Consider the following 26,372-nt stretch of genomic DNA (forward strand, 5'->3'; position numbering starts at 1 on the left):
TAGAAGGAGGTGTGTTTTATGGGAAAATATGCTATAGGGCTTGATTATGGTACTAACTCTGTTAGAGCTTTAGTGGTTGATATCAATACAGGAGAAGAATTAGGGTCTTACGTTTTTAATTATGAACATGGAGAGGCAGGAATTATTCTCGATCCTAAAAATCCCAATGTGGCAAGACAGCACCCAGCGGATTATATAAAGGGCTTGGAGGTTTCTATAGAGGGGGCTCTCATAGAGGCTGAAAAAAATAATAAAGAATTCAAAAGAGAAGATGTTATAGGAATAGGAATTGATACCACTGGTAGTACACCACTTCCAGTAGATAGAGAGGGAATACCATTAGCTTTTTACGATGAGTTTAAAGATAATATTAACGCTTTAGCATGGCTTTGGAAGGACCATTCCAGTTATGAAGAGGCTGAGGAAATCACGAGATTAGCTAACGAGGGAGGATATCCTTACCTGAGAAAGTATGGAGGAGTATATTCATCGGAATGGTTCTTTTCAAAGATTCTTCACTGTTTACGGGTAGACCCTAAGGTTTTTGATTCTGCTTATACATGGGTAGAGATATGTGATTTTATCCCAGGAGTGCTTACAGGTAAACAGAAACCAGAGGAAATAAAGAGGAGCGTATGTGCAGCAGGTCATAAGGCTATGTATAATCCTGAATGGGGTGGACTTCCAAGCAAAGAGTTTTTAGGAAAATTACACCCAAAGCTTGCTGATTTAAGAGACAGACTTTATGATAAAGCTTATACTTCTGATATACCATTTGGTACTATTTCTCCCTATTATGCAGAAAAATTTAGACTAAGGGGAGATGTGGTAGTAGCAGTTGGTGCTTTTGATGCACACATGGGAGGAGTTGGAGCAGGTATAAAGCCAGGTATTCTTGTAAAGGTTATAGGTACTTCTACATGTGATATGATGGTTGTTCCTAACACTGAGAAAATTCCTGATATACCAGGTCTATGTGGTATTGTAGATGGATCTATACTTCCTGGATATTATGGATTGGAGGCTGGACAATCGGCAGTAGGTGATATATTTAACTGGTTTGTTAAATACTTAACTCCAAGAGAATATTTTGGAGAGGAAGCCCGAAATAAGGATCTTCATCAATTGTTGACTGAGCGTGCTCAAAGATTAAAGACTGGAGAAAGTGGGCTTTTAGCCCTTGATTGGAATAATGGTAATAGGACTGTTCTTGTGGATGCAAAACTAACAGGGCTTCTTATAGGACAGACTTTACATACCCGTCCTGAAGAAATATATAGAGCATTGATTGAAGCTACAGCTTTTGGGGCGAGAGTGATTATGGAAAGATTTGAAGAATATGGAGTAAAAGTAAATGAAGTTATAGCTTGTGGGGGAATTCCTGAAAAGAATCCTTTTATAATGCAGATTTATGCTGATGTTTTAGGTAAAACTATAAAAATATCTTACTCTTCTCAGACTCCGGCTCTTGGGGCTGCCATATTTGGGACAGTTGCAGCGGGGTATGAGAGAAGTGGCTATAGAAATGTGGAAGAAGCCCAGAAAGCCATTTGTAGAGTGAAGGACGTAGTTTATAATCCAAGGAAAGAAGATAGAGAGATATATAATAGATTATATAATCTCTATAAAGAATTACATGACATATTTGGTACAAAAGAAGCATCCTATAACCTATATCATGTTATGAAAGACCTTATTGAAATAAGAGATAAAGTTAAAGGAGTAAAGTAATACTTGATGATATAATACCATTTAATGGGAGATATATATGGATATAATGAATTTTTGAAAAATGAGATTAAAAGAGGGGGATATGTGGGGTATATGTGCTCATATATCCCCCCTGAGATTATTCACGCTTCAGGTTTCAAACCACTATTATTAACTTATGATTCTTTGTATCCAGAGAGAGTAGATTCTTATTTTCCTAAATACTTTTGTCCATATCTTAAAAATATAAGTGAATTTCTTTTTAGGGAAGATATAACCCTTGAAAAAGTAGTTGTTACAGATAGCTGTGATTCTTCAAAGAGAATTTATGAATGTTGGAAAGAATTGGGAATAGTTAAAGATGCATATTTTTTAAAAATTCCCTTTGATAGGAGAGAAGAAGATGTATTATATTTCTCTAAAGAATTGAGAGATCTTTATAAGAATTTTTTAAATGGAAAATCTGAAGATAAAATATTAGAAAGTGTTTCTTATTTTAATAATTTAAGAGAAAAAATAATTTGCCACTCAAATAGTTATTCATTCTTATCTTACTTCTATATTTCTTCTGGAGAGGCTTATATAGAAAAGGAAAAAGATTATGAATATAGAATAAAAGTTTACCTATTAGCTTCTATGATTCCAGTTAGTTTTATCGATTACTTAGAACAATTTGGGATTAAGGTGGAATATATTGACTCATGTTTTGGTAATAAAAATCTGGAAAGGATAGAATCTTATAAAGATGATCCTTATTATAATATTTCTTTTCATTATCTTAATAAAATGTCTTGTATAAGAGATCTGAGTTTAAATAAAAGGTTAGAAAAAATTTTTGTTATAAAGGATAAAATAGATGGTGTAATAATTTACACTCTAAAATATTGTGATCCTATCATATATCATGGAGGTTTATTGAAGAAATTACTAAAAGAGAATAATATACCGACTCTTATCATTGACGATGATTATACCCTTTCTTCCAAAGAACAAATTAGGACACGCATAGAAGCTTTTATGGAGATGTTATATGAACATAGAGAAAATAATATATGAAAAAAATGACCTATTAAAAAAGCTATTAAATTTTAGTCCAGTATTTTGGGGAGCAAAAGCATTTGTACTTAAAAGATATAAAAACGAGCATGTTACAAAGGTTTCTTATCTTTATGCTATAGATTTGGTACGTTCTATCTATAGTAATAAGAAAAAAGTAGTAATGGTAAATATTTTCACACCAACAGAAATTTTCTATGCTTTAGATTTGTATCCATTACTTCCTGAGGTAGCATCTGGTTTTCTAGGGGCTATGGGTTTAATAAGGAGGCCCCTTCAAGAGAGCGAAGAAGTTGTGAGTGCAGCAGATGTATGTAGTGTGCACAGGGGAATTATAGGTTTGGCAAAACTTAATATTTTCCCTAATCCTGATTATCTTGTAACTTATACTAAACCATGTCATTCTCCTATATATTCTTTTAATATTATTAGCAGATTAAAAGGAGGAGAGTACTTTGTCTTAGATTCTTACGATAAAGTAGATCATTTAGCTGAAAATCTTGAGGAATTATATTATTACATGTCTAAAAGGTTGAATATAAAAGATGCAAATGATAAATTAAAAAAGACTATACACCTTTCTAATGAAGCATATAAATATTTTGAAGAGGTTAAAGAACTAAGGAGAGATCATACTGTTATGGATGGCAAAGATTTTCTTGATTTTGCAGCTATGATTTTTTCATCCTTTGGTTCTAAGCATGGGGTTCTATTTTTTAAAACTTTAAGAGACGAGATAAAGAGGAGAATAAAAGAAGGTAAAGAATTAAAACCTAAAATTAGATTATATTGGATGCATCTTGGCCCTTATTTTAAAACCGATTTCTTTTTGTGGATGAGAGAAAAAGGAGCTTATATTGTATTTGAAGAATCCACATCTATATCTTGGGAGATTTTAGATGAAAATAATCCCTTTGAATCGTTAGCCAAAAAAATGCTTAATCTTAAGGCTTTTTCTACTTTAGAGGAGAGATTTAAATTGGGTACAGAGAATGTAAATAAATATAAGGCTGATGGCATAATAATTTTTAATCAATGGGGTTGTAGACAAGGATCAGTACCCTCTTATTTATTAAGAAGAAAATTTATGGAAGAGGGTATTCCTACAATAGTTATAGACGGAGATCTAATTGATGAAACTAATTTTCCGAAAGAGCAAATAAAAACACGTTTGGAGGCTTTTTTTGAGGTGATATCATGAATTACTACTTAGGTGTTGATATTGGATCTACAACTACTAAGATTGTTTTAATATCTGATAGGGGTTTTGATAAAACTGAGATTATTGATTATGGTATACAGGAGACTGGTCCAGATGGAAATAAAACGGCATTGGGGCTTATAAATGATATATTGGATAAGCATGGTATAAGAATGGAAGAGATAAAAAGTATTGTGGCAACAGGATATGGAAGGGTAAAGGTTAATTTTACGGATAAGACTAAGACAGAGATATCTTGTCATGCTAAAGGAGTAAGTTTTATTTTCCCAAATGCAAGAACAATAATAGATATTGGAGGACAAGATTCTAAAGTTATAAAAGTAGGAAAAAATGGGGCAGTTGTTGATTTTGTTATGAATGATAAATGTGCTGCAGGAACTGGGAGATTTTTAGAGATTATGGCAGAAGTTCTTCAGGAAGATCTAAAAAATTTTGGACATATTCACAATATGGTTCCTGATTATGTTGAGATAACTAATATATGTACTGTTTTTGCTGAGTCGGAAGTAATAACACTGATTACAGAAGGTATTGAAAAAGAAAAAATAATAAAAGGCTTAAATTATTCAGTGGCCAAAAGGGCATTATCATTAGCAAAAAGAGTAGGTATAGATAAAGATATAGTTATGAGTGGTGGTGTAGCTAAAAACAAGGGTGTAGTTCAAACTCTTGAAAATTTACTTGGGTTAAATGTGTATGTTCCTGAAGAACCACAAATAATGGGAGCATTAGGAGCTGCACTTTTTGCCAGAGAAATGTAATTTCCTTTATCTTATAGGGGCTGGTCCAGTAGATTTTCTCACTACAAGGTATGTGTGAATATAAGATACTACTTTTTCTCCCTTTTCAATGAGTCTCAATATTAGTTCAGCTGCTTTAGAGCCTACTTCTTGTTGAGGAAAAACCACAGTAGTAAGAGGAGGGTTTACATAGGAAGCCATCATAATATCATCTAATCCTACAATGGATATATCATCTGGTATTTTTAAACCTTGATTTTGAGCTTCTCTTAAAGCTCCTATTGCCATCATATCGTTGGAAGCAAAGACTGCTGTTGGTCTTGGATCAAGCTTTAGTATTTTCCTCATAGCTTCTTCTCCACTTCTCATTTTAAAATCTCCCTCAAATATTCTATCCTCTGGTAAATCAATATGGTATCTTTTAAGAGCCATTTTAAAAGCCCTAAGCCTCGCTTGAGCAGTTTCTAAATCTAATGGTCCTGTTATTATAGCAATATCTGTATGGCCTAGATTAATTAAGTGTGTTACTGCTTCAGATATTCCTGACTGAAAATCTACTAAAAGTCCGCTTACATCTAATCCCTCAATATTTCTATCAAAAACTACTACCGGAATTCTATTAAGCTTGAGAAGTTCTATAACTGAATCATCTAATCTATTTGTCATTATAATTACACCATCAACATTTCTATCAATAAATCTTTTTATAGAAGTACATCCAAGGTCTGGATCATAGTCTGTATTACATAAAAATAAGCTGTATCCATGCTTTAAGAGTACATTTTCTACTCCAATCACTACAGCAGGATAAAAAGGATTTGTTACATCACTTATAACTAAACCTATTGTATATGTTTTTTTACATTCTCTTTCTGGAGCATAACCTAATTCTTGTGCTATTTTTAATATCTTCATTTTGGTTTCTGGATTTAATGAACCCTTATTATTAAGGGCAAAAGACACAGCTGAAATAGACACTCCAGCTGCTTTAGCTATATCTTTAAGTTTTACTTTCTTTTTTATCTCCTCTTGTTTCATGGTAATCCCTTTTGTTGAATTAATAAAATTTTATTATAAACTATACTATTTTTTTTCTTTTTAGTCAACATTTACTCTTGACTTTAAGAAATTTTAAGTTTATATTATTTAGTAAAAGTATTAGTGAAAAATAAAGATGTATAGTAAGATGAATGTAAAGTTAAAATTTTTTAAGGGTAAGATTTTTGATGCAATTAACGTTAATATGAATATAGATATTTTTAAAATTTTGGTGGTTTCTTTGTTCAAGTTTAATTTTATAAGAGTATGGATGTTTAAATTACAATAATAGCATATATAGACAATGTAAAATTATTAATATACTTTATTCCGGAAAGGTTTCCATAAATTAGTATAAAAGGAGGTAAAAAATGAGACTTAAAAGAACACTATTGTTACTTTCTATATGTATGCTTTTAATGTTGAGTATAGAATTAGGGTCTGAAAATATCGATACATTAGAAGTTGATACTTCAAAAAGAGGAATAGAAATTAGTCCTATATTATATGGAGTTTTTTTTGAAGACATTAATTACGCTGGTGACGGAGGATTATATGCGGAGCTAATTCAAAATAGATCATTTGAATTTCCTACCCCTTTACATAGTTGGTCTATAAATTCGTTGGGTAAAGATAAAGCTGGATATATTATTGAAAAGAATAATCCTATAAGCTCTAAAAACCCCACATATTTACGAATTGTTATAAGTAGTATTGATAAAGGAGTACTTATTTCTAACCAAGGATATCATGGTATTACTGTAAAAAAGGGAGAAAATTATAGAGTTGCTCTTTATGCCAGAAGTCCAGATGATAGTATAAAAAATATTTTATTTGAAGTATCGGATAGGAAAGGTAATATTGGATTTAGAGGAATTATAGAAGGAATCGGAAAAAATTGGCAAAAATATGAAAAAACAGTAACTTGTGAGAATGAGATAGAAGATGGAAGGTTTGTAATTACTGTTAATCACAAAGGAATATTAGATTTGGATTTTATATCTTTATTCCCTCAAAACACATGGAAAGGTAGAAAAAACGGTCTTAGATATGATTTAGCAAAGTTAGTTGCAGATCTGAAGCCTTCCTTTGTTAGATTTCCAGGTGGATGTTTAGTACAAGGAAGAACAATGGCTGATGCTTATCGTTGGAAGAAGACTATTGGTGATCCATCTGAGAGACCTACAATACCAAACTTTTGGGGATATTACCAGAGTTTAGGTTTAGGATTTTATGAATATTTTTTATTTTGTGAAGATATAGGAGCGGAACCTGTGCCTGTTATAAATTGTGGTATGGCTTTTCAAGGAAGTGGCCCAAATGATATGGTTCCTTTGGATAAACTTGATGAGTATATACAAGATGCTTTAGATTTAATAGAATTTGCCAATGGTTCGGTAAATACAAAATGGGGAGCTATAAGAGCTCAACTTGGGCATCCTGAACCTTTTAATATGAAATTTATAGAGATAGGAAATGAGCAGTGGGGATACGATTATTATGTGAGATATGAGAAGTTTTATGATGCTATAAAGAGAAAATACCCCAATATAAATGTAATTTTTGGGGTAGGTCCTTCTCCAAGTGGTAAAATTTTTGATGATGGGTGGAATTGGGTTAAGAGTAAAGGAAAAGCAGATTTAGTGGATGAGCATTATTATATGGCACCTGATTGGTTCTTATCTAATACTGATAGATATGCCAACTATGATAAAAATTATAAAGTGTTTGTAGGAGAATATGCTGCCCATGGGAAAGGAAGAAGAAATAATTTAGAGTCTGCATTATCAGAAGCCGCATATCTTATAAATATTGAGAAATATTCGGATGTAGTAAAAATGATTTCTTATGCACCTCTATTTGGAAAAGAAGGAGCAAGTCAATGGCAACCAAATCTTATATGGTTTGATAATAAATCTTCGTATGCTACACCTAATTATTATGTAATTAAGATGCTAAATGAGAATAGAGGGAAATATATCTTACCTATGAATTTAAATATTCAAGCAGATCCTTCTAAAATGAATATTACAGGAATGATAGGATTAGGATCTTGGCAAACAGCAGTTGAATATAAAGATTTAACAATAATAGATAATATTACTCGAAGCGTACTTCATGAGGATAATTTTAAAGATACTATGAAAAATTGGATTGTTTTTAGAGGTATATGGACACAAAGGAATGGTGTATTCTCTCAATCTACTCTTTCTGAGAATTGTTTCACTATAACAGGAAATAAAGAATGGAAAAATTATACTATTCATGTAAAGGCAAAGAAAAATTCTGGGAGAGAAGGATTCCTTATAATGTTTGGTGTAAAAGATTTTGATAATTTCTACTGGTGGAATATAGGAGGTTGGGGAAATTCTTATACTGCAATAGAAAAATCTGTAAATGGTATAAAAAGTATAGTAGGAAATTCAGCTAATATTAGAGTGATAGAAGATAAATGGTATGATATCAAGATCGAAGTAAATGGGAATAGAATTCGTTGTTACCTTGACGGAGTATTGGTTCACGATGTAGAGGACAAAATGGAAAAGAAAGAAATTTATGCTAGTGCTGTGGAGGATACAAATGGAGATGTAGTATTAAAGGTGGTTAATATTTCAGAAGAAAATAAAAAGCTTAATATTTCTTTAAAAGGAATTTCTAAAAAGGCTATATTACCTGTTGCAGAGGTAATTGTTTTAACTTCTAATGATTTAAAAGATGAAAATTCTATGGATAATCCTAAAAAGATTTTCCCTCAAATTATGAGCTTTAGTGGAGTTGGAGATAATTTTGTTTACGAATTTCCTAAGTATTCTTTGACTATTATTAGGATAAAGAAAAAATAAGTTTGTTAATTCATATTGAGGGGGATGTTGTAATCCCCCTTATCTTCCTATTGACTATTTAAAAGTATGGGGTTAAAATTTAAATAAAAATTTTATTAACTAAGATTATAAAATGATATAGTTTTTATTGAAAATTTTATTTTTATATGTATATGGAAACCTTTCCAGAAATTGAATAACAGGGGGAGGTGATATTTGAAAGATTTTTCAATTCTATGGTGTTTATAAAAGATATAGTTTTAAAATTAAATATTAATTTAAAGGGGGTTTAAAAGATGAAAAAAGCAATAAGTGTATTAGGAGTTTTAGTTATGTTGTTGCTGATTGCAGGATGTAATAAAACAGGAGAAACATCTTTACAACAAATTCAACAGATACCACAAAGGCTTGAACTTCCCAAAGGATTAGTGGCTTATTATCCTTTTGATGGAGATTTAAGAGACGCTAATGGTTTGTTAGGAGAGGGTAAAGTTATTGGTCCTAAAGTTGATCAAACAGGTGGACAAGTAAGTTTTGGAGATGGAGTTGTTGGTAAGGCATTAGTTTTAGATGGAAATTCTGGAGTTTTACTTTATGAAGGGTCTATAGAAACATATGAATATTCTATAGCTCTTTGGATTTACCCTGAGGAATTAAACTATTACACTACCGCTTTTTTTGCAGCTGTAAATCCTGATACTTGGATAAGTATTGTCCCCGGAGGTCATTCATTATTTGAAGGTAGAGCTGGTTTTTGGTCTGGAAGTGCATGGTTTGATGGTTGGACAGATGTTAAATTTGAGGTTGGGAAATGGTATCACTTTGTCGTTACAGTAGATAATGGATTAGTTAGAGTATATATAAATGGAGAAAAAAGATTTGAAGGTAAGAAGGTACAAGATTTATTTAGAGGAGATAAAGTTGTAATAACCTTAGGAGTAAATTGGTGGGATCTACCCTTTAAAGGTAAAATTGATGAACTAAGAATTTATAATAAGGTTCTAACTGATGAAGAGGTAAGAGAGCTTGCAAGTTTAGGAAAGTAGATTTTTGTAGATGAAGGGGGAATTAAGTGTATGAGAAAGATAGTTAGCTTAATAATTATAACTTTATTAATAGTTTTTTTATCAGGTTGTAGTAAACCCATAACAACATCTTCTGCAGTATTGTTGGCCCATTATAAATTTGAGGAAGATTTAAGTGACTCTGTAGGAAACTATGGTGAAGGACAAGTTTGTGGAGGTAAAATAGGTGAACCTGGAGGTAATATTACTTACACTGTAGGAATTGATGGAAAAGCGGTTTATTTAGATGGGGCTTCTGGAATACTATTGCCTAATAATTTAATATCTACTTATCAATATAGTATATCGCTTTGGTTAAATGCAGAGACCCTTTCCTATTTTACCCCAGTCTTTTTTGGTGCAGTTAAGAAAGATGTACCAAGTGAGTGGTTAAGTATAATTCCAGGTGGACATGATTTATATGATCCTCCAAGTCAACTTGCGGTATGGTCAAATTATAATAATGGACAGGGATGGTATGATGGTAAGACAGGATACACATTAGAAACAGATAGATGGTACCATATTGCAGTAACAGTAAACAATGGTAATATTAAGATATATATAAATGGTGAAAAGAAATTTGATAATGGTGGTTTTCCAGATCTTTTCACAGGAAAAGATGCTCTTTTTGCTTTAGGAGTAAACTACTGGGATTCACCTTTTAAAGGAGTAATTGACGATTTAAGAGTTTACAATGGTGTTCTGACTGATTCTGAGGTTTTGTCTCTTGCCACAAAACAATAAATATGTTTTTTACATGAGGTAGGAGGGGTTACTAAGCTTCTCCTACCTCATTTTTATATTGAAAAATTTTTAAAAATATAGTATAAATTTTACTAAAAAAAGAGGGAGATTAAAGTGAGACATGTTACAATAAGAGATGTTGCAAAATTAGCTGGTGTTGGAATTGCTACAGCTTCCAGGGCCCTTAATAATAGAGGGGAGGTTAGTCCAGCTACAAGAAAAAGGGTTCTGGAGGCTGCACAAAAATTAGGGTATGTACCTAATTCTCTTGCAAGAGGTCTTTTATCTGGAAAAACAAAAAAAATTGGAGTAATTATTACTACTATATTAAATCCATTTTATGCTAATTTAGTAAGTGGTATAGAAAGCATTCTGGTATCAAGAGGGTATAATTTAATTTTATATAACTCCAACGAGGATCCCAAAAAAGAGAAAGAAGCAATTCTTTCATTAATAGGACAGAGAGTAGATGGCATTATATTAGCTCCTATTGAATATGAATCTCAAAATGTAAAATATCTTTGTGAGAATCAGATACCCTTTGTATTAGTGGCAAGAAGAACAGCTGATGAAAATACAAACTATGTAGTTTGTGATGATTTCTTAGTGGGAAAAATGGCCACAGAACATTTGATAGAAAGAGGGTATAGAAAGATTTTTTTTCTTAACTCATGGAGAAACTCGAGTGCAAAATTAAGGTTAGAAGGATATAAAACTGCTTTAAGAGAGGCAGGTTTATTGATTAATCCGAAACTTATTTATTCTTTACATCCAAATTCAGATTTAAAAGCTATTATAGAGAATATTTTTTCTATGAAAACAAGACCAACTGCTATTTTCTGCTTTTGTGATTCTATAGCTGTAGAAGTTATGAAAATTTTAAAAAATATGAAACTTAGAATACCTGATGATGTTGCTATAGTGGGATGTGATAATTTAGATTATACGGAGTTATTAAATCCGTCTCTTACAACTATTGATATATCAAAGTATGATATGGGTGTAAAAGCAGCAGAAGCTCTTTTAGAGATCTTAAATACTGAAAATGCTGAGAAACATTTATTTCAAAAGGTTTTTACACCTAAGTTGGTGGTAAGAGAATCTACTTAAAATATAAGGAGGTTGTAATGTTATGAAAAAAGCTAAGGTTATACTGGATAAAGATTTTACGATTTCAGAAGTAGATAAAAGGATTTATGGGTCTTTTATTGAACATTTAGGAAGAGCTATATATACAGGGATTTATGAGCCTGGTCATCCTCAGGCCGATGAACAAGGATTTAGAAAAGATGTTATTGAGTTAGTAAAGGTCCTTAAAACTCCAATTATAAGATATCCTGGAGGCAACTTTGTTTCAGGATACAATTGGGAAGATGGTGTGGGACCAAAAGAGCGAAGACCTAAAAGACTTGAGCTTGCTTGGAGAAGTATAGAACCAAATGAGGTTGGGATAAATGAATTTGTAGATTGGACTAAGAAGGTTGGCTCTGAAGTAATGATGGCGGTAAATTTAGGGACTCGTGGTATTGATGAAGCACGAAATTTAGTAGAATATTGTAATTTTCCTGGAGGTACATTTTATAGTGATTTAAGGAAGAAGCATGGTTATCCAGAACCTCATAAAATAAAAGTTTGGAATCTTGGGAATGAAATGGATGGGGAATGGCAGATAGGACACAAATTACCTCATGAATATGGAAGATTGGCAAGAGAAGTAGCAAAAGTTATGAGGCAGGTTGATCCAAACATAGAACTTGTTGTATGTGGAAGTTCTGGTCCTGGTATGCCTACTTTCCCAGAATGGGAGAGACTCGTCCTTGAACATACATATGATGTGGTGGATTATGTATCTTTACATTACTATGCTAATTTTCCAAGTGGTCCTGAGTTTATTGAGTTACCTAATAATCCAGATTTAGCAAGTTTTATGGCAAAGAATTTAGATATGGATAGATTTATTAAGACTGTAGTATCCACAATAGATTATGTAAAGGCTGTTAAAAGAGCTAAGAAAGATATTTATATATCTTTTGATGAATGGAATGTGTGGTATCATTCATTTAATAAAGATAGAAAAATTGAACCATGGCAGATAGCACCGCCTCTTCTTGAGGAAGATTATAATTTTGCTGATGCTATACTTGTGGGATGTATGATCATAACACTTTTAAGACATGCTGATAGAGTTAAAATTGCATGTTTAGCTCAATTGGTTAATGTGTTGGCTCCTATAATGACAGTTAAAGGTGGTATAGCATATAGACAGACTATTTATTATCCTTTCTTGCATGCTTCAAATTATGGACATGGAATAGTTCTAAATCCCAAGATAGATTCTCCTAAGTATGATTCAAGGCTTTACACAGATGTGCCTGTTATAGAAACTATTGCAACATACGATGAAGAAGAAGATACGATAAATATATTTGCAGTTAATAGAGATGCAAAGGAAGATTTGTTGGTAGAGTATAACTTGAAGGGGTTTGAAAAATTTATAGTACTTGAGAATATAGTATATGAAAACAATGATCCTTTTGAAGGAAATACCCCTGAAAATCCTGATAAGGTTGTACCTCATTTAGCAGATAATGCCAAGGTTAACAATAATATTCTTGAGGTTTTACTTCCAAGATTGTCTTGGAACGTTATTAGATTGAAAAAGATAAATTGATGAAAAGGGGTAGTTAATATGCTGTTACCCAAGTTAAGAAAAGAAGTATATGAGATGAATATGGAACTTCCTAAGAATGGTCTTGTTGTTATGACAAGTGGAAATGTAAGTGGAAGAGATTTTGAGACAGGATATATAGTCATAAAACCAAGCGGAGTAAAATATGAAGATTTAACACCAGAAAAGATGGTAGTGTTAGATATTGAAGGAAATATTGTGGAAGGAGATTTAAAACCTTCAGTAGATACTCTTTCACATCTTGTGGTTTATAAAGGCCGTAAAGATATAGGTGGTATTGTTCATACTCATTCACCCTATGCTACAAGCTTTGCATTATTAGGTAAACCTATTCCTGTTTATCTTACTTCTCATGCAGATTATTTTGGTGAAGAAATACCTGTTGCGAGATATGCTTCTCCATTACCATTAGAAGATGTAGGTAATGCGTTATTAGAAGTAATAAATAAAGAGGATAGACCAGAATGGGTAAAGAAGCACTTACCTTTTGTACCAGTAGTGCTTTTAAAAAGTCATGGTGTTTTTACTTTTGGAAGGACACCATCGGAAGCCCTGAAATATGCTGTGATGGTGGAAGAAATTGCTAAGACTTGTTATTTGGCTTTAACAATAGGTAAACTTGATCTTCTTCCTAAGGAAGAGATTGAAAAATGGTTTAAAAGGTTTCATGAGGTTTATGGACAAAAATAAAATAAGGAGGTGATTTTTTTGAAAAATGTTCCTGAAGTGAAACTTGGTATAGTAGCTGTAAGTAGAGATTGTTTTCCTATTGAGCTTTCTCGTAATAGAAAAAATAAAGTAATTGAGGAATGTAATAAAAAAGAAATACCGATAATAAATGTGGAAACAATAATAGAAAACGAAAATGATACTGTTAAAGTATTAAATGAAATTAAAGAAAAAGGGATAAATGCTTTGGTAATTTATCTTGGAAATTTTGGTCCTGAAGGTCCTACATCTCTGCTTGCTCAAAATTTTGATGGGCCTGTTATGGTATGTGCAGCTGGAGAGGAAACGGGTAAAGATTTATTCAATGGTAGAGGAGATGCTTACTGTGGTTTTCTAAGTTTATGTTATAACCTTGGTCTAAGAAATGTAAAAGCTTATATACCACATTATCCTGTGGGTTTACCTTCAGAAATTGCAGAAATGATAAAGGATTTTATACCAATAGCAAGAACTATTCTTGCTTTAAAGAAATTAAAGATTTTCTCTTTTGGTCCAAGACCTCAAGATTTTGTTACAATGCACACACCTATAAAACCCCTATATGATATAGGTATATCTATAATGGAGAATAGTGAATTAGATCTCTACGATGTATATAAGCGAGCTGAAAATGATCCAAGAATTCCTGAAGTGATGGAAGATATGGCTAAAGAACTTGGAACTGGAAATAAATATCCAGAATTGCTAAGAAAATTAGCTCAATATGAAATTGCATTAATTGATTTTATGGAGAAAAACTTAGGTGCTTCTGAATTTGGTATATTTGCAAATAAGTGTTGGCCGGCCTTTGAGAAATATTTTGGTTTTGTTCCTTGTTATATAAATTCAAGACTTGCAACAAGAGGAATCCCTGTTGCTTGCGAGGTTGATGTTTATGGTGCACTTAGTGAATATATTATTTATACTACCAGTGAGATGCCAGCTACTCTTTTAGATGTAAATAATACTGTACCTTATGATCTTATGGAAGAGCAAAAAGATAAAATGAAAGATTATAAACCTACAGATCTATTCATGGGATTTCATTGTGGAAACACTCCTTCTTGTTGTCTTATTGATTATTCTATGAGATATCAATTGATTATGCATAGATTAATGGAGCCAGATAAGGAGCCTAATATTACCAGAGGTACTTTAGAGGGAAGATTAAGACCTGGTGAAATGCTCCTATTTAGGTTACATGCAACTCCTGATGCAAGATTAATCTCATATGTTGCTGAAGGAGAAATTCTTGATATGGATCCAAGATCTTTTGGTAGCATAGGTGTTTTTGCAATTAGAGAGATGGGGAGATTCTATAGATATGTGATGTTAGAAAAGAAATTTCCTCATCACACTGCAGTTGGTTTTAAGCATGTTGCAAGATATATTTATGAGGTGCTGAAACTACTTGGTATAGAGGAAATTTATTATAATTTGGGACCCAATGAAAGATATCCTCATGAAAATCCTTTTTTAAAATAGAGTGAGATAAGGTTCTAAAGGGGAGCATCAATATGTGCTCCCCTTTTTGATGAGTTATATGAAAACCTTTTCGGGTAGGATTAATGTGTTAAATATAAGAAAGAAATTTAGATAAATAAAGGATTTTAAAATTTATACTTGACATTTATGTTTTTGGTTGATAAAATTTTTAATGAAAATTTTATTAAAGTAGGGGAGGTGACCTCTGTGAAAAAGATTCTTCCACTAAGTATCCTTTTGATTCTTCTTCTGTTTATTCTCAATATTTCTTCATCGCAAACCAAAGTTCAAATTACTTTTATGACCCCATTAAGTGGTGCTGATGGAGCATATATGGACCAAATAATACAGAATTTCAACAAGGAAAATCCTGATGTAAATGTGGTCCACATGGTTGTAGGTAGTTCAGTTGAATATAAGCAAAAGTTATCGACTGGTTTAGCTACAAAGTCTGCCCCACAGGTTCTTCTTATTAGAAAGTTTGATTTACCAATGTATCTTAATCAAATGAAGGGATTCACATTAGGAGAATTAGCAAAATACGGAGTGAATATAAAAGATGTATACCCTAATTTATTGGAAGGTTTAGTTAAAGATAACAAGTATTATGGAATACCACTTGATGTATGGATTTTTTACATGGCATACAACAAAGCAAATTTCAAAAAAGCAGGGCTTGACCCTGAGAGGCCTCCAAGAACAAGGGATGAGTTTATTAAGGCAATGGAGGCTTTAAAGAAAATAACACCAAAAGGATTAACACCTTACTATGAAAATCCTACATGGGCTTGGATATTTGTTCATTTTCTCTGGCAATTTGGTGGAGATCTTTTGACTCCTGATTTTAAGAAGCCAGCATTTAAAGATGCAGCTGTTCAAACCCTTAAATTCCTTATGGATCTCCAAGAAAGAGGTATTTTCCCAAAAGCTGCTGTAGATCCTGGTCCACCATTCCAATCAGGTCAAACTTCTGTCTTAATTACTGGAATATGGACTATAAACCCATGGTTGCAGGCTCTTGGAAAGGATTTTGGGTATGCCCCATGTCCACAAGTGGGTACTAAAAAAGCAGTATTTGGTGGTTCCCATATTATAGCTTTGCCTGAAGTTATGGTTCAAGATTCTAAGATATATCAAGCTTCAATGAGATGGGTAAAATATTTATGGGATCATGCTCTTGATTGGTATGCAGCAGGGCAAACTCCTTCAAGAAGGTCTATAGCTACTTCTGATGAATTAAAGAAGAAACTACCCCATATATATGTGGTTGCACAGCAATTACCATATGTAAAAACATTTCAATTCTTCCCTTACATTTCTGAAGTATTAGATGAAATAGCAGTCTATTTAGAGGATGTTCTTATAACAAGAAAATTAACTCCTGAGCAAGCAATGGAAAGAGCTGAAAAAGCTGTGCAGAGAATTCTTGATGATTATTGGTCAACAGCAAGGTAAATATATAAGGGAGAGATATGAAATGGCTACTATGAAACTGAAAATTTTTTCTAATAAAGTGTGGTGGGAGCTTGGGAACTGGGGGTTCCTGCTCCCCCACTTTTTCTTTTTTGTTTTGTTTATTATTATTCCACTTATCTCAAATATACAGATAAGTTTTTATAATTGGAATCTTTTAGGACAAAAAACTTTTGTGGGGTTTCAGAATTTTGTGCGTATTTGGACAGATGATAGATTTTGGCTTGCAGTAAAAAATACAGTAATTTTTGCAGTTGTTAGTATACCGTTAGTAATTATAGTTGCTATGATTATTGCCTTAATACTTAACCAAAAGATTTATGGTAAATTATGGTTATTAATAGCTTTTGTTTCTCCCACATTCTTTGGTTCTGTTGGTATCCTTACAACTTGGAAATGGATATATGCATCTTATCCAACAGGTCTTCTAAATTATTATCTTACAAAATTTGGTATTCTTAGTGAAGCTATTTCTTGGTTTGAGACTCCTGCCAGAGCATGGCTTTGTATAATTATAACCACTGTATGGTGGATTGTTGGATTCAGTGTTTTACTATATCTTGGTGCTTTACAAAGAATACCTCCTGAGCAATATGAGGCTGCAAAAATTGACGGGGCTGGTCCTTGGAGAATTTTCTGGAATGTAACTCTTCCTTGGATGAGAAATGTACTCTTTTTTGATGTTGTAAGACAAGTACTTTTAGCGTTCGGATTATTTGACCAGGTTTATTTCTTTACTGGAGGAGGACCTGCAGGAAGTACAAGGACAATGGTTTATTATCTCTATTTAATTGGTTTTACTCGTCAAGAATTAGGACAGGCTGCTGCTATTTCATGGTATATATTTGCAATTGTGTTAATTTTTGCTTTGATTCAACTTTTTATGCTTACTAAGACAATTAGAAGTGCAGAGGAGTGAAATTATGCAAGAAAAAAACTGGCTGAAACTCTTAAAGAGTAATAAAGAACTACAAAGAATAGTATTATCAATTATACTTTGGATAATTGCTGCTATTTGGTATATTCCTATTTTTTGGATGTTATCTACATCCTTGAAATCTTCGCAAGTTGCTATAACTGAGAATCCTCCAAGATGGATCCCTCAAGAACCTACCCTTGAAAATTATAAGATCGTATTTTCACCTGCCAGTGGTATAAGTGTAATGAGGGGGATAATAAACAGCTTCTTTGTGGCAATTATTTCAACCTTTTTGGGTCTTGTTATAGCTACTCCAGCTGCTTATGCTTTATCAAGATTAAGATTTAGAGGAAAAAATGTAATTTTTTGGAGCTATGTAGCTATTCTTGCTTTTCCTGGGGTATTATTTTTGGTGCCTCAATATTTTATTATTCATAGATTAGGGCTTATGGATAATTATTTGGCATTGATATTGCCTGGTCTTGGAAGTACTTTTGGAGTATTTTTGTTAAGACAGTATATGTTAGGTATTCCAAGAGAATTGGAGGATGCAGCTTGGATTGATGGTTGTTCCAGATTAAGATTTTTAGTTACTGTTGTTTTGCCTTATGTTAAGCCAGCTTTAACTACTTTAGCCTTAATGTCCTTTTTAGGATCTTGGAATAGTTTCTTATGGCCTTTACTTGTATTGAACTCTCCTGAAAAATTAACTCTTCCCATAGCATTGGTAAGGTTTAGTGCGGGTTGGGGAGATCCTTTTAGAGGAATTGGACCTTTAATGGCAGGAGCTTTTGTATCAGTAGCTCCAACTTTAATTATATTTATTGTTTTCCATAAGTATCTAATGCAAGGAATCTCTTTAAGTGCAGGTGAGAAATGATATGATAAAGAAGATAATATTGATAGCTATTTTGTTATTAATTATATCCTGTAAAAATGTTTATACTCAGAGTATTTTATATCCTCCTGAACCACCAAAAATAGAGTTATTTGATGCTTCTATTGTAAATGATGAAAAGAAATGGTCTATTAATAATGTTCATGACCCTTCCATAATTAAGGCTCATAATGGTTGGTACTATATTTACTCTACTGATGTAAAAGCTTATGGAATTCCAAGACCTGGAATTCAGATAAGAAAATCAAAAGATCTTATAAATTGGCAGTTTGTAGGATATGTTTTTGACAATGATAAATATGTTTTTAAAGGTATTCCTCAAGAAGCCTTTGAATGGAGCAGAGCTTCTACTTTATGGGCTCCTGATGTAAAATTCTTTAATAATAAGTACTATCTTTATTATTCTGCATCTACTTTTGGAAAGAATCAATCATATATTGGATTAGCAACATCTCCTAATCCAGAAGGACCATGGAAGGATGAAGGCTTAGTTATAAAATCTAAGCAAGGTGATCCTGTTAATGCTATTGACCCATGTCTAATTTTTGATGAAAATGGAGATACATGGCTTTCTTATGGATCTTTTTGGACAGGTATATATTTGATTAAAATTGATAAAAGAAATGGAAAACCAGCAGAAAAGGGCTTTGGTGTAAATATAGCAAGGAGAAAAGGAACAGTTTCTGGTGCAATTGAAGGTTCTTATATAATTTATAATCCTAAATTCAAGAAATATTATCTATTTGTGTCTTACGATTCTTTATCTTTAGATTATAATGTGAGGGTTGCAAGATCTGATAGAATTACAGGACCTTATGTGGATTATAATGGTAATGTTATGACCGATTTAACACTTCCTCCTAATGAGGTGGGTACTAAGATACTTGGTGGTTATAAATTTAAGAATGATGATGGTTGGATAGCACCAGGTCATAATTCGGTACTTGTGGATGGTGATGACTGGTATATAGTACATCATGCCAGGCCGGCTTTAAATAAGAATTGGATGTATTTGCATATTAGGAGAATTATATGGACAGATGATGGATGGCCGGTAGTATTACCTGAAAGGTATGCAGGAGAGAAAATTCAAGAAATTCCTCAAAGTTTAATAATAGGTGTCTGGGAGAGAATTGTATTGGATCCTTATGTAAAAATACAAGCAGAATCACAAGAGATAAATCTTTTAAATAATGGATATGTAGAAGGTGATAATAAAAGAGGAATTTGGGAATTTTTGTCTCCTAATACTTTAAAAATTAAATGGGTAGTAGATGAAAGACAACAAAAATATGAATCAGAGACTGTAAAAATTTTACCAGCATGGGATTTTGAAAATTGGAAACCTACTCTTGTTTTTACTGGTTTAAGTGGAAAAGGTATAGCAATTTGGGGAAAAAAGATTAAATAGCTTTTTGAAATAAACTATCTAAGGGACTATCCTTTATTTTTAATTTATGAATAAGGATAGTCCCTTTTTTGTTTAAAAAGATTTTTATTGTTATAATATAAGTAAATTGGGTGAATAAATAAGGAAAATTAGGAGGATTTTAGAGATATGAAACTAAAAGAAATATACGAGCTTTTTGTTAAACTTGGTATGGAGAATGATCCGAGAGGATGGGATAAGGTTCAAGAGATTTTAGAGAGAGCAAAAAAAGACTATGAGAAAATGGATGAAAAAAGTAAAAATAAATTTGACAAAGAAAAGTTATTTAACCCTTATGCAGATACAAGAATCTTAAATGGGAATATTGAAAGGGAAGTAAAGAGAGTCCTTGTAGGAATTGATATTGATACTTCAGAAATTCTTTTAGCAAAAGAGCTTGAAAGAAATGGTATTAAGATAGATTTAGTGATTTCTCATCATCCTGCTGGTCCAGCTTATGCAAATTTTTATGAGGTTATGCATTTACAAGAGGATTTACTCTCTAAAATTGGAGTACCTATTAACTATGCAGAAGGTGTCATGTATCCCAGAATATTAGAAGTAGAAAGAAAAGTTATGCCAGCTAACCATAATAAAAGTGTAGATGCAGCAAGATTGCTAAATATCCCTTTCATGTGTTGTCATACTCCTGCAGATAATTGTGTAGCTACTTATCTTCAGAAAATATTTGATTTGAGAACTCCGTATGATTTACAAGAAGTTTTAGATATACTTGAGGAAATACCAGAATATCGAGAGGCAGGAAGAAGAAATAATCCTCCTAAAATCCTTGTTGGTAATCCTAAAAATAGAGCAGGAAAGATTTTTGTGGATATGACTGGAGGAACGGAAGGTCCTGTAGATATAATTTCTAAACTATCAGAGGTAGGAGTAGGAACGATAGTAGGGATGCATATGAGTGATGAACATAGGAAAGAGGCTGAAAAATATCATATAAATGTGGTTATTGCAGGGCATATGGCTTCTGATTCATTAGGTATGAATATTCTTATGGATTACTTAGAGAGAAATGGTATTGAGATTTTAAATTGTGCAGGTTTTATTAGAGTTTCGAGGGTGAATGGTAATGAAGGAAAAAATTAAAGTTAATATAGTTTCAGAAGCTCAAGCTTGGAAGGTAGAAGGTCAAGGGGTTTATACAGCTACTCTTGTTCTTATGGAAGCTTTGAAAAAAAGAAATGATGTGGAAGTATATTTAAATGGAAGTGGATTATATGATATAGCTCATTTACATACTCCGGGCCCATATGCAGTAAGTAAGGGACTTCTTACTGGTAAAAGGCTTGTAATATCAGCTCATGTAGTTCCTGAATCAGTTTTAGGAAGTTTAGTTTTAGCTAATGTTTGGCTTCCCTTTTTTACCCTCTACCTTAAAAATTACTATAATTTAGCTGATGTGGTTGTAGCAGTAGCTCCAAGAGTAAAAAGGGATTTAGAGGAGATAGGAGTAAAGGCTCCTATTGTTTTTGTACCAAATCCTGTAAATTTAGAAAGATTTTATCCAGATTTAAAATTAAGAGAAGAGGGTAGAAAAAGATTAGGTATTAATAACAAAGATTTTATGGCTATTTGTTCTGGTCAGTTACAACCTCGAAAAGGTGTAGATACTTTTATTGAGGTGGCCAAAAGTTTGCCATATATAAAATTTGTATGGGTAGGAGGACAGCCCTTCTCAGTTTTAACAGCTGGTTACATGGAGATGAATGAAAAGATAAAGACTGCTCCTTCTAATGTTATCTTTACTGGACTTGTACCCTATGAAGATATGCCTTTGTATTTGAATGCAGCTGATATATTCTTTTTCCCATCTTTTCAAGAGAATTTTCCAATGGCTGTCTTGGAAGCTGCATCTTGTGGTTTACCCTTACTTCTTAGGGACAATGTGGAATATAAAGAACCGTATAAAGATAAGTATATTCCAGCCAAAAATGATGAAGAGTTTAGAAATTATATTGTAAAATTATTTGAAGATAATAGCTTTAGAGAAGAATATAAGAAGAAAGCTTTAATGCTTGCTCATGAATATAGTACAGATAATGTAGCCCAAATGATGATGGATGTTTACAGAGAAGTTTTAAAAAATCCTCCAAGAATGCGTAGAGATTACATTACCTTAGAACCTTTTAGGGAGGAATGGAGGAAAATATTTCGTAATGTAAAATATAAAGATATTTCCCATTCCTCCCTACGTAGGAGATCAATCTTGAAGAAGACCGAAGATAAAATTTACTAATAATTTCTTTTCTTCTGAAGCCAACTGATTTATGGATGTTATATAATCATCAATACTTTTTTTAACACTACTTTCTGGAATTAATTTATATAGATTCTTTGTATAACTCATTAGTAAGAAAGGTATTACAAGGAGAATCAATTCCCAATTAGATTGATAATTTGATAATAGAAAAGCTAAGAAAGATTTTAATTCCTTAGAAAGCTTTATTTCACTAAGTAGTAACGTTATAAAGGATATTACTATAAGCAATGGTTTAGAATACTTTTCTAAATTATTATTCTCTTTATTTATGTTTTGTTGAATCCCATCTTTTATCTCTTTTGGTAGAAAGAATACTTTGCCTCTACCCTTTTTACTATTTTGGAAATCTTTTAGATATACCATATCTATATAACCATCTTTAGATAAAGTTTGGAGAATATCGTACGCTGTAGCTGGACTTACTGATAGTCTCTGAGCTACTTCTTCATAGTGAATTGGCCTATTGTATGTTTTATATAAACTTCTTAATGTCTCTAAAAATTGTATTCTCCTTTTTGTAAGGCTCACCTTTTATTTCACTCCTATCTTTTCTTCAGTATTTTCTTCTTGTATATTTCCATAGAATTCCTCTTTCCATATAGGATTAAGTACTCTTCTCAAATTCTTGGCATATTCATCCAGGATATTGGAGAATTTAGTTATCACATCATCTGCACCCTCATGAGTAGGATGTGCTCCTGTTTTAGCAACAATTTCCCTAAGAATCCAAGGAGAATCAATAATCATACAAGGTAGCAAAAGATTTTCATGGAATGGTTGTCTTTTTCTTATTTCTTTGAAGAAATCTGAATTTAATACTTCTATAAGAGATTTTTCCTTAATATTGTCTACTGCAAAATGGGTAAATATGCAAGGTTCTACTTCTCCTTTATTGTTTATATGGAGATATTTTCTGCCACCTGCTATACAGCCACCCACATAGGGTGCATCATTCCAAAAGTCCATTGGGAATATGGGTAAATGACCTCTAATTTTTCTTATAAACTTTCCATATTCTGCCCTTTGTTCAGGAGTAGGCATTAATGACGGATCGTCATCCTTTCCAACAGGCATATAGAGGAAAGTCCAACCAAAGAAAGCACCTTTATCAGCTAACCATTGATAAAATTCTGGTTTAGTTACTGCATCATAGTTGTATCTTGTAAGAGTTATAGAATAACCAAAAGGAATACCTGCTTCTTTTAAAAGATCCATAGCCTTTATAACTTTTTCATATACACCATTACCTCTTCTTTTATCTGTTTCTTCTTGACCACCTTCAATTGAGAGAACTGGAACTACATTTTTACTTTTCCAAAATCTTTCTATTTTATCTTCATCTAAAAGAGTTGCATTTGTAAAAATTTGAAATACAGATCTTTTATGTCTATTAACAATATCCAATAATTCTGGATAAACAAAAGGCTCTCCTCCTAATATGGTATAAAAATATGTACCAATATCTTCTCCCTCTTTTATTATTCTTTCAAGAACCTCGGGAGGAAGATCATCTTCTTTTCTGTAATTTCCTGCATAGCATCCTATACATCTGAGATTACATCTCATAGTAGGACTGATAAGGATAGTATAGGGGGTAGGTATGTTCTTTTTTTGGTTATTTTTGTCAAAATATACCCAGAAAAACCCTACGTTTAGTATTACATTTGTGAAAATTCTACTTGCATAATTAGGATCGTAATCGGTAAATGCCCTGTGAATTAAGCGCTTCACTGCAGGTTCATTACATAAATATTCCTCTACAGTATCAAGTATTTTGTCGGTACCTTCATCAGGGCTAAATTTTCTTGCCAAATTTATAAGTTTAGGGATTCTTTTTTCATGATTCTTTGAAACATATTTAAATAGGTTTTCAAAGAGTATGTCACCTATGTACATTTTAATTTTTAATCCTGTATTCATCCTCTCACCTCCAAAAAATCCAAAATAACCAAAATTTTATATAATTATAGATCTCAATTTTCTAAAGGTCAATAATGTAACTTTGTTGTTTTTAATATGTCCTTCTTAAATGTTTATTGACAAAACTATGATGAGGTTTATAATATAAAACAAAACGATTGCTTTAATGGTTTCCTATAAATAAAAGGAGGTGAAAAAGTTTTATTTTGTTTTTATCCTTTATAGAATAAAGTTTTTGGGGTAGGTGATTTTATGAAGAAATTAGTTTTCATGAGTTTAGTATTATTAATGGTAATCACATTATCTCAAACAGCCTTTTCACAGTTAGGACCAAATGTACCAAGAAATGAAACTTTGATTGCTAATATTCTTACAGGTAGAGTGGTTACTCCGGATAATTTTAATGTTTGGGCTGCCACTTGGCGTACTCCAGATAGAGGTATTCAGCAGCTTATGTTAGAACCGCTATGGATTGTAGATCCTGCCACAGGCAAAGCAATTAACGCATTAGCTGCCGCTTCTCCTCTGTATAGTAAGGATTTCAAAACCCTAACTGTAAAACTAAGACCTGCTTGTTATTGGAGTGATGGTGTCGAAATTACTGCGGATGATCTAATCTATACAATAGAGCTTGCTAAAAGTAATTCAGGAATGAGTTATTATGCTTCTTTCCAGGAAGTTGTTAAATTAACTAAGATTGATAAATACACTGTTAGGATTGACCTGAAAGAGCCTAATGCAAGATTTCATACTTATTTCTTAGATAGATGGGGAGCTTGTAGGCCATTACCAAAACATGTTTTTGAAAAAGTAAAAGATCCAGTATCTTTTGATTTCAAACCACCAATAAGCTCAGGGCCATATGTATTACATAGCTATGATCCAGGTGGATACTGGGTACTCTGGCAGAGGAGAGAAGATTGGCAAAGAACACCAACAGGAAAACTCTTTGGAATGCCACAACCTAAATATGTACTCTTCTACTACTATGGACCAACTGAGAAACAAGTCCTTGCCCAAAACAACCATCAATTAGACATGGCAGATCTAACTATGGAAGGGTTGAGATCAGTATTATCTACAAATAAATATGCAAGGGCATATATGAAGAACTTCCCATACATCGTTAATGTAGACCCATGTATTACAGGAATATATTTTAATACTTCAAAAGCTCCATATAATAATAAGGAAGTTAGATGGGCATTAGCTTTATCAATTGATATAGTTGAATACTTAGCAACTGCTTTTGATGGTGCAGCTACTATGGGAGCACTTCTTGTACCTCCTACACCTGCATATTTGAAATGGTATTATGAACCTTTGGAAAATTGGATGAAAAACTTTACTATTACGGTGGATGGTCAAAAAGTTAAAATTTATGATCCAGATGCACCTATGAGACTGGCTGAATATGCTAAGAGAAGAGGATATACAGTTCCAAATGATCCGAAAGAAATTAGGGCAATATTTGGTTATGGATGGTTCAAGTATGCACCTGATATAGCTGAAAAATTATTGATAAAGAATGGATTTAAGAGAGATAAAGATGGAAAATGGCTAACACCAGATGGTAAACCGTGGAAAATAACAATTCTAGCTCACACTAATCCTGCCCATCCTGATTTTAGAAATAGTTTTGCAGCATCCCAGCAATGGAAAAAATTTGGAATAGATGTAGAGGTAGTGACAACAGAGCAAAGAGCCACGATGCTACAAGTAGGAGATTTTGAGGCTTCTTCTGATTGGCCAGCTACAGAACCATGGGGTGGACATCCTGATATGTATAGAAGTTTTAATGCATGGAGATCCGAATATGTAAGACCAATAGGTGAACGTACATTTGGTCATGCTAGTAGATGGTCTGATCCAAGGATGGATAAAGTGATAGAAGAGTTGGCAAATACTGATTGGAACAGTGTAAAAGTTAAAACTTTGGGATTGCAAGGATTAAAAATTGCATTTGAAGAAATGGCTGGAATTCCAACTTGTGCTTATCCAGGTATAGCAAGCTATGATGAATATTACTGGACCAATTATCCAACAGTAGAAAATCCATATTGTATACCATATCATCATTGGCCCAATTTCAAGTACATGTTACCATTCTTGAAGCCAACAGGAAGAAAATGAAAAATAAGCCCCCCGAAAGGGGGGCTAAAAAATGGAAGGAG

The 26,372-nt window shown here is 32.6% G+C and carries 21 protein-coding genes; 18 read left to right on the forward strand and 3 right to left on the reverse strand.

Going from position 1 to position 26,372, the window contains the following annotated elements; all coding sequences use genetic code 11:
• The first annotated feature begins 18 nt into the window (after positions 1–18).
• Genes ACY3IT_RS03050 through ACY3IT_RS03065 form a run of 4 tightly spaced genes read left to right on the forward strand, consistent with a single transcriptional unit; the run spans position 19 to position 4,749 of the window.
• Entirely contained in the window at positions 19–1,731 is a 1,713-nt protein-coding gene (locus ACY3IT_RS03050; protein WP_463083321.1) for a ribulokinase, read from the forward strand.
• Positions 1,732–1,755: 24 nt separating this feature from the next.
• Positions 1,756–2,766, forward strand: a complete 1,011-nt coding sequence (locus tag ACY3IT_RS03055; RefSeq protein ID WP_463083322.1) for a 2-hydroxyacyl-CoA dehydratase family protein — start codon at positions 1,756–1,758, stop codon at positions 2,764–2,766.
• Positions 2,741–3,967: a 2-hydroxyacyl-CoA dehydratase subunit D gene (locus ACY3IT_RS03060; RefSeq protein WP_463083323.1), complete on the forward strand. Its 1,227-nt coding sequence runs from the start codon at positions 2,741–2,743 to the stop codon at positions 3,965–3,967. The genes ACY3IT_RS03055 and ACY3IT_RS03060 overlap by 26 nt, the downstream gene beginning before the upstream one ends.
• Complete coding sequence (locus tag ACY3IT_RS03065) at positions 3,964–4,749, forward strand: acyl-CoA dehydratase activase (RefSeq protein WP_463083324.1); 786 nt, start codon at positions 3,964–3,966, stop codon at positions 4,747–4,749. The genes ACY3IT_RS03060 and ACY3IT_RS03065 overlap by 4 nt, the downstream gene beginning before the upstream one ends.
• A 6-nt stretch (positions 4,750–4,755) precedes the next feature.
• Here the strand turns inward: ACY3IT_RS03065 and ACY3IT_RS03070 are convergent, their stop codons facing one another.
• Positions 4,756–5,766 carry a LacI family DNA-binding transcriptional regulator gene (locus ACY3IT_RS03070; RefSeq protein ID WP_463083325.1) on the reverse strand — a complete coding sequence of 337 codons (1,011 nt, stop codon included), beginning with the start codon at positions 5,764–5,766 and terminating at the stop codon, positions 4,756–4,758.
• A gap of 371 nt (positions 5,767–6,137) precedes the next feature.
• Here ACY3IT_RS03070 and ACY3IT_RS03075 point away from each other — a divergent pair, with 371 nt between their 5' ends.
• The 13 genes from ACY3IT_RS03075 (at position 6,138) to ACY3IT_RS03135 (ending at position 22,254) form a co-directional block, all read left to right on the forward strand.
• A complete protein-coding gene (locus tag ACY3IT_RS03075) occupies positions 6,138–8,609 on the forward strand; it encodes an alpha-L-arabinofuranosidase C-terminal domain-containing protein (protein ID WP_463083326.1) in 2,472 nt (823 codons plus the stop codon).
• 275 nt (positions 8,610–8,884) lie between these two features.
• Complete coding sequence (locus ACY3IT_RS03080; RefSeq protein ID WP_463083327.1) at positions 8,885–9,634, forward strand: LamG domain-containing protein; 750 nt, start codon at positions 8,885–8,887, stop codon at positions 9,632–9,634.
• A gap of 30 nt (positions 9,635–9,664) precedes the next feature.
• Positions 9,665–10,399, forward strand: coding sequence for a LamG domain-containing protein (locus ACY3IT_RS03085; protein WP_463083328.1), 735 nt, complete (start codon positions 9,665–9,667; stop codon positions 10,397–10,399).
• 114 nt (positions 10,400–10,513) lie between these two features.
• A complete protein-coding gene (locus ACY3IT_RS03090; protein WP_463083329.1) occupies positions 10,514–11,509 on the forward strand; it encodes a LacI family DNA-binding transcriptional regulator in 996 nt (331 codons plus the stop codon).
• 22 nt (positions 11,510–11,531) lie between these two features.
• Positions 11,532–13,070: an arabinosylfuranosidase ArfA gene (arfA, locus tag ACY3IT_RS03095; RefSeq protein WP_463083330.1), complete on the forward strand. Its 1,539-nt coding sequence runs from the start codon at positions 11,532–11,534 to the stop codon at positions 13,068–13,070.
• 18 nt (positions 13,071–13,088) lie between these two features.
• Complete coding sequence (locus ACY3IT_RS03100; protein ID WP_463083331.1) at positions 13,089–13,778, forward strand: L-ribulose-5-phosphate 4-epimerase; 690 nt, start codon at positions 13,089–13,091, stop codon at positions 13,776–13,778.
• Between the two features lie 18 nt (positions 13,779–13,796).
• Positions 13,797–15,281, forward strand: coding sequence for an L-fucose/L-arabinose isomerase family protein (locus ACY3IT_RS03105; RefSeq protein WP_463083332.1), 1,485 nt, complete (start codon positions 13,797–13,799; stop codon positions 15,279–15,281).
• A gap of 207 nt (positions 15,282–15,488) precedes the next feature.
• A complete protein-coding gene (locus ACY3IT_RS03110; protein WP_463083333.1) occupies positions 15,489–16,736 on the forward strand; it encodes an extracellular solute-binding protein in 1,248 nt (415 codons plus the stop codon).
• A gap of 31 nt (positions 16,737–16,767) precedes the next feature.
• Positions 16,768–17,673, forward strand: coding sequence for a carbohydrate ABC transporter permease (locus ACY3IT_RS03115; RefSeq protein ID WP_463083612.1), 906 nt, complete (start codon positions 16,768–16,770; stop codon positions 17,671–17,673).
• 4 nt (positions 17,674–17,677) lie between these two features.
• Positions 17,678–18,553, forward strand: a complete 876-nt coding sequence (locus tag ACY3IT_RS03120; protein WP_463083334.1) for a carbohydrate ABC transporter permease — start codon at positions 17,678–17,680, stop codon at positions 18,551–18,553.
• 1 nt (position 18,554) lies between these two features.
• Entirely contained in the window at positions 18,555–19,982 is a 1,428-nt protein-coding gene (locus ACY3IT_RS03125) for a family 43 glycosylhydrolase (protein ID WP_463083335.1), read from the forward strand.
• A 147-nt stretch (positions 19,983–20,129) separates the two neighbouring features.
• A complete protein-coding gene (locus ACY3IT_RS03130; RefSeq protein ID WP_463083336.1) occupies positions 20,130–21,104 on the forward strand; it encodes an NGG1p interacting factor NIF3 in 975 nt (324 codons plus the stop codon).
• Positions 21,088–22,254 (forward strand): glycosyltransferase family 4 protein, encoded by a 1,167-nt coding sequence (locus ACY3IT_RS03135; protein WP_463083337.1) that lies wholly within the window; start codon positions 21,088–21,090, stop codon positions 22,252–22,254. Before ACY3IT_RS03130 ends, ACY3IT_RS03135 begins: the two co-directional genes overlap by 17 nt.
• Here ACY3IT_RS03135 and ACY3IT_RS03140 read toward each other — a convergent pair.
• The gene (locus tag ACY3IT_RS03140; RefSeq protein ID WP_463083338.1) at positions 22,219–22,806 is read right to left on the reverse strand and encodes a helix-turn-helix domain-containing protein; all 588 of its coding nucleotides are present in this window, start codon (positions 22,804–22,806) and stop codon (positions 22,219–22,221) included. The two genes, ACY3IT_RS03135 and ACY3IT_RS03140, sit on opposite strands and share 36 nt — an antisense overlap.
• Positions 22,807–22,809: 3 nt before the next feature.
• The gene (locus tag ACY3IT_RS03145) at positions 22,810–24,198 is read right to left on the reverse strand and encodes a radical SAM protein (RefSeq protein ID WP_463083339.1); all 1,389 of its coding nucleotides are present in this window, start codon (positions 24,196–24,198) and stop codon (positions 22,810–22,812) included.
• A 252-nt stretch (positions 24,199–24,450) separates the two neighbouring features.
• Between ACY3IT_RS03145 and ACY3IT_RS03150 the strand changes: the two genes are divergently transcribed.
• Positions 24,451–26,331 carry an ABC transporter substrate-binding protein gene (locus tag ACY3IT_RS03150; protein ID WP_463083340.1) on the forward strand — a complete coding sequence of 627 codons (1,881 nt, stop codon included), beginning with the start codon at positions 24,451–24,453 and terminating at the stop codon, positions 26,329–26,331.
• Positions 26,332–26,372 lie beyond the last annotated feature (41 nt).

Source organism: Dictyoglomus sp. GBS (assembly GCF_055179815.1).

What these genes read in the sequence shown, in the direction of transcription:
- ACY3IT_RS03050 (WP_463083321.1), top strand. Translation starts at nt 19, where the DNA reads ATGGGAAAATATGCTATAGGGCTTGATTATGGTACTAACTCTGTTAGA.
- ACY3IT_RS03055 (WP_463083322.1), top strand. Translation starts at nt 1,756, where the DNA reads ATGGGAGATATATATGGATATAATGAATTTTTGAAAAATGAGATTAAA.
- ACY3IT_RS03060 (WP_463083323.1), top strand. Translation starts at nt 2,741, where the DNA reads ATGAACATAGAGAAAATAATATATGAAAAAAATGACCTATTAAAAAAG.
- ACY3IT_RS03065 (WP_463083324.1), top strand. Translation starts at nt 3,964, where the DNA reads ATGAATTACTACTTAGGTGTTGATATTGGATCTACAACTACTAAGATT.
- ACY3IT_RS03070 (WP_463083325.1), bottom strand. Translation starts at nt 5,766, where the DNA reads ATGAAACAAGAGGAGATAAAAAAGAAAGTAAAACTTAAAGATATAGCT.
- ACY3IT_RS03075 (WP_463083326.1), top strand. Translation starts at nt 6,138, where the DNA reads ATGAGACTTAAAAGAACACTATTGTTACTTTCTATATGTATGCTTTTA.
- ACY3IT_RS03080 (WP_463083327.1), top strand. Translation starts at nt 8,885, where the DNA reads ATGAAAAAAGCAATAAGTGTATTAGGAGTTTTAGTTATGTTGTTGCTG.
- ACY3IT_RS03085 (WP_463083328.1), top strand. Translation starts at nt 9,665, where the DNA reads ATGAGAAAGATAGTTAGCTTAATAATTATAACTTTATTAATAGTTTTT.
- arfA (WP_463083330.1), top strand. Translation starts at nt 11,532, where the DNA reads ATGAAAAAAGCTAAGGTTATACTGGATAAAGATTTTACGATTTCAGAA.
- ACY3IT_RS03100 (WP_463083331.1), top strand. Translation starts at nt 13,089, where the DNA reads ATGCTGTTACCCAAGTTAAGAAAAGAAGTATATGAGATGAATATGGAA.
- ACY3IT_RS03115 (WP_463083612.1), top strand. Translation starts at nt 16,768, where the DNA reads ATGAAACTGAAAATTTTTTCTAATAAAGTGTGGTGGGAGCTTGGGAAC.
- ACY3IT_RS03120 (WP_463083334.1), top strand. Translation starts at nt 17,678, where the DNA reads ATGCAAGAAAAAAACTGGCTGAAACTCTTAAAGAGTAATAAAGAACTA.
- ACY3IT_RS03125 (WP_463083335.1), top strand. Translation starts at nt 18,555, where the DNA reads ATGATAAAGAAGATAATATTGATAGCTATTTTGTTATTAATTATATCC.
- ACY3IT_RS03130 (WP_463083336.1), top strand. Translation starts at nt 20,130, where the DNA reads ATGAAACTAAAAGAAATATACGAGCTTTTTGTTAAACTTGGTATGGAG.
- ACY3IT_RS03135 (WP_463083337.1), top strand. Translation starts at nt 21,088, where the DNA reads ATGAAGGAAAAAATTAAAGTTAATATAGTTTCAGAAGCTCAAGCTTGG.
- ACY3IT_RS03145 (WP_463083339.1), bottom strand. Translation starts at nt 24,198, where the DNA reads ATGAATACAGGATTAAAAATTAAAATGTACATAGGTGACATACTCTTT.
- ACY3IT_RS03150 (WP_463083340.1), top strand. Translation starts at nt 24,451, where the DNA reads ATGAAGAAATTAGTTTTCATGAGTTTAGTATTATTAATGGTAATCACA.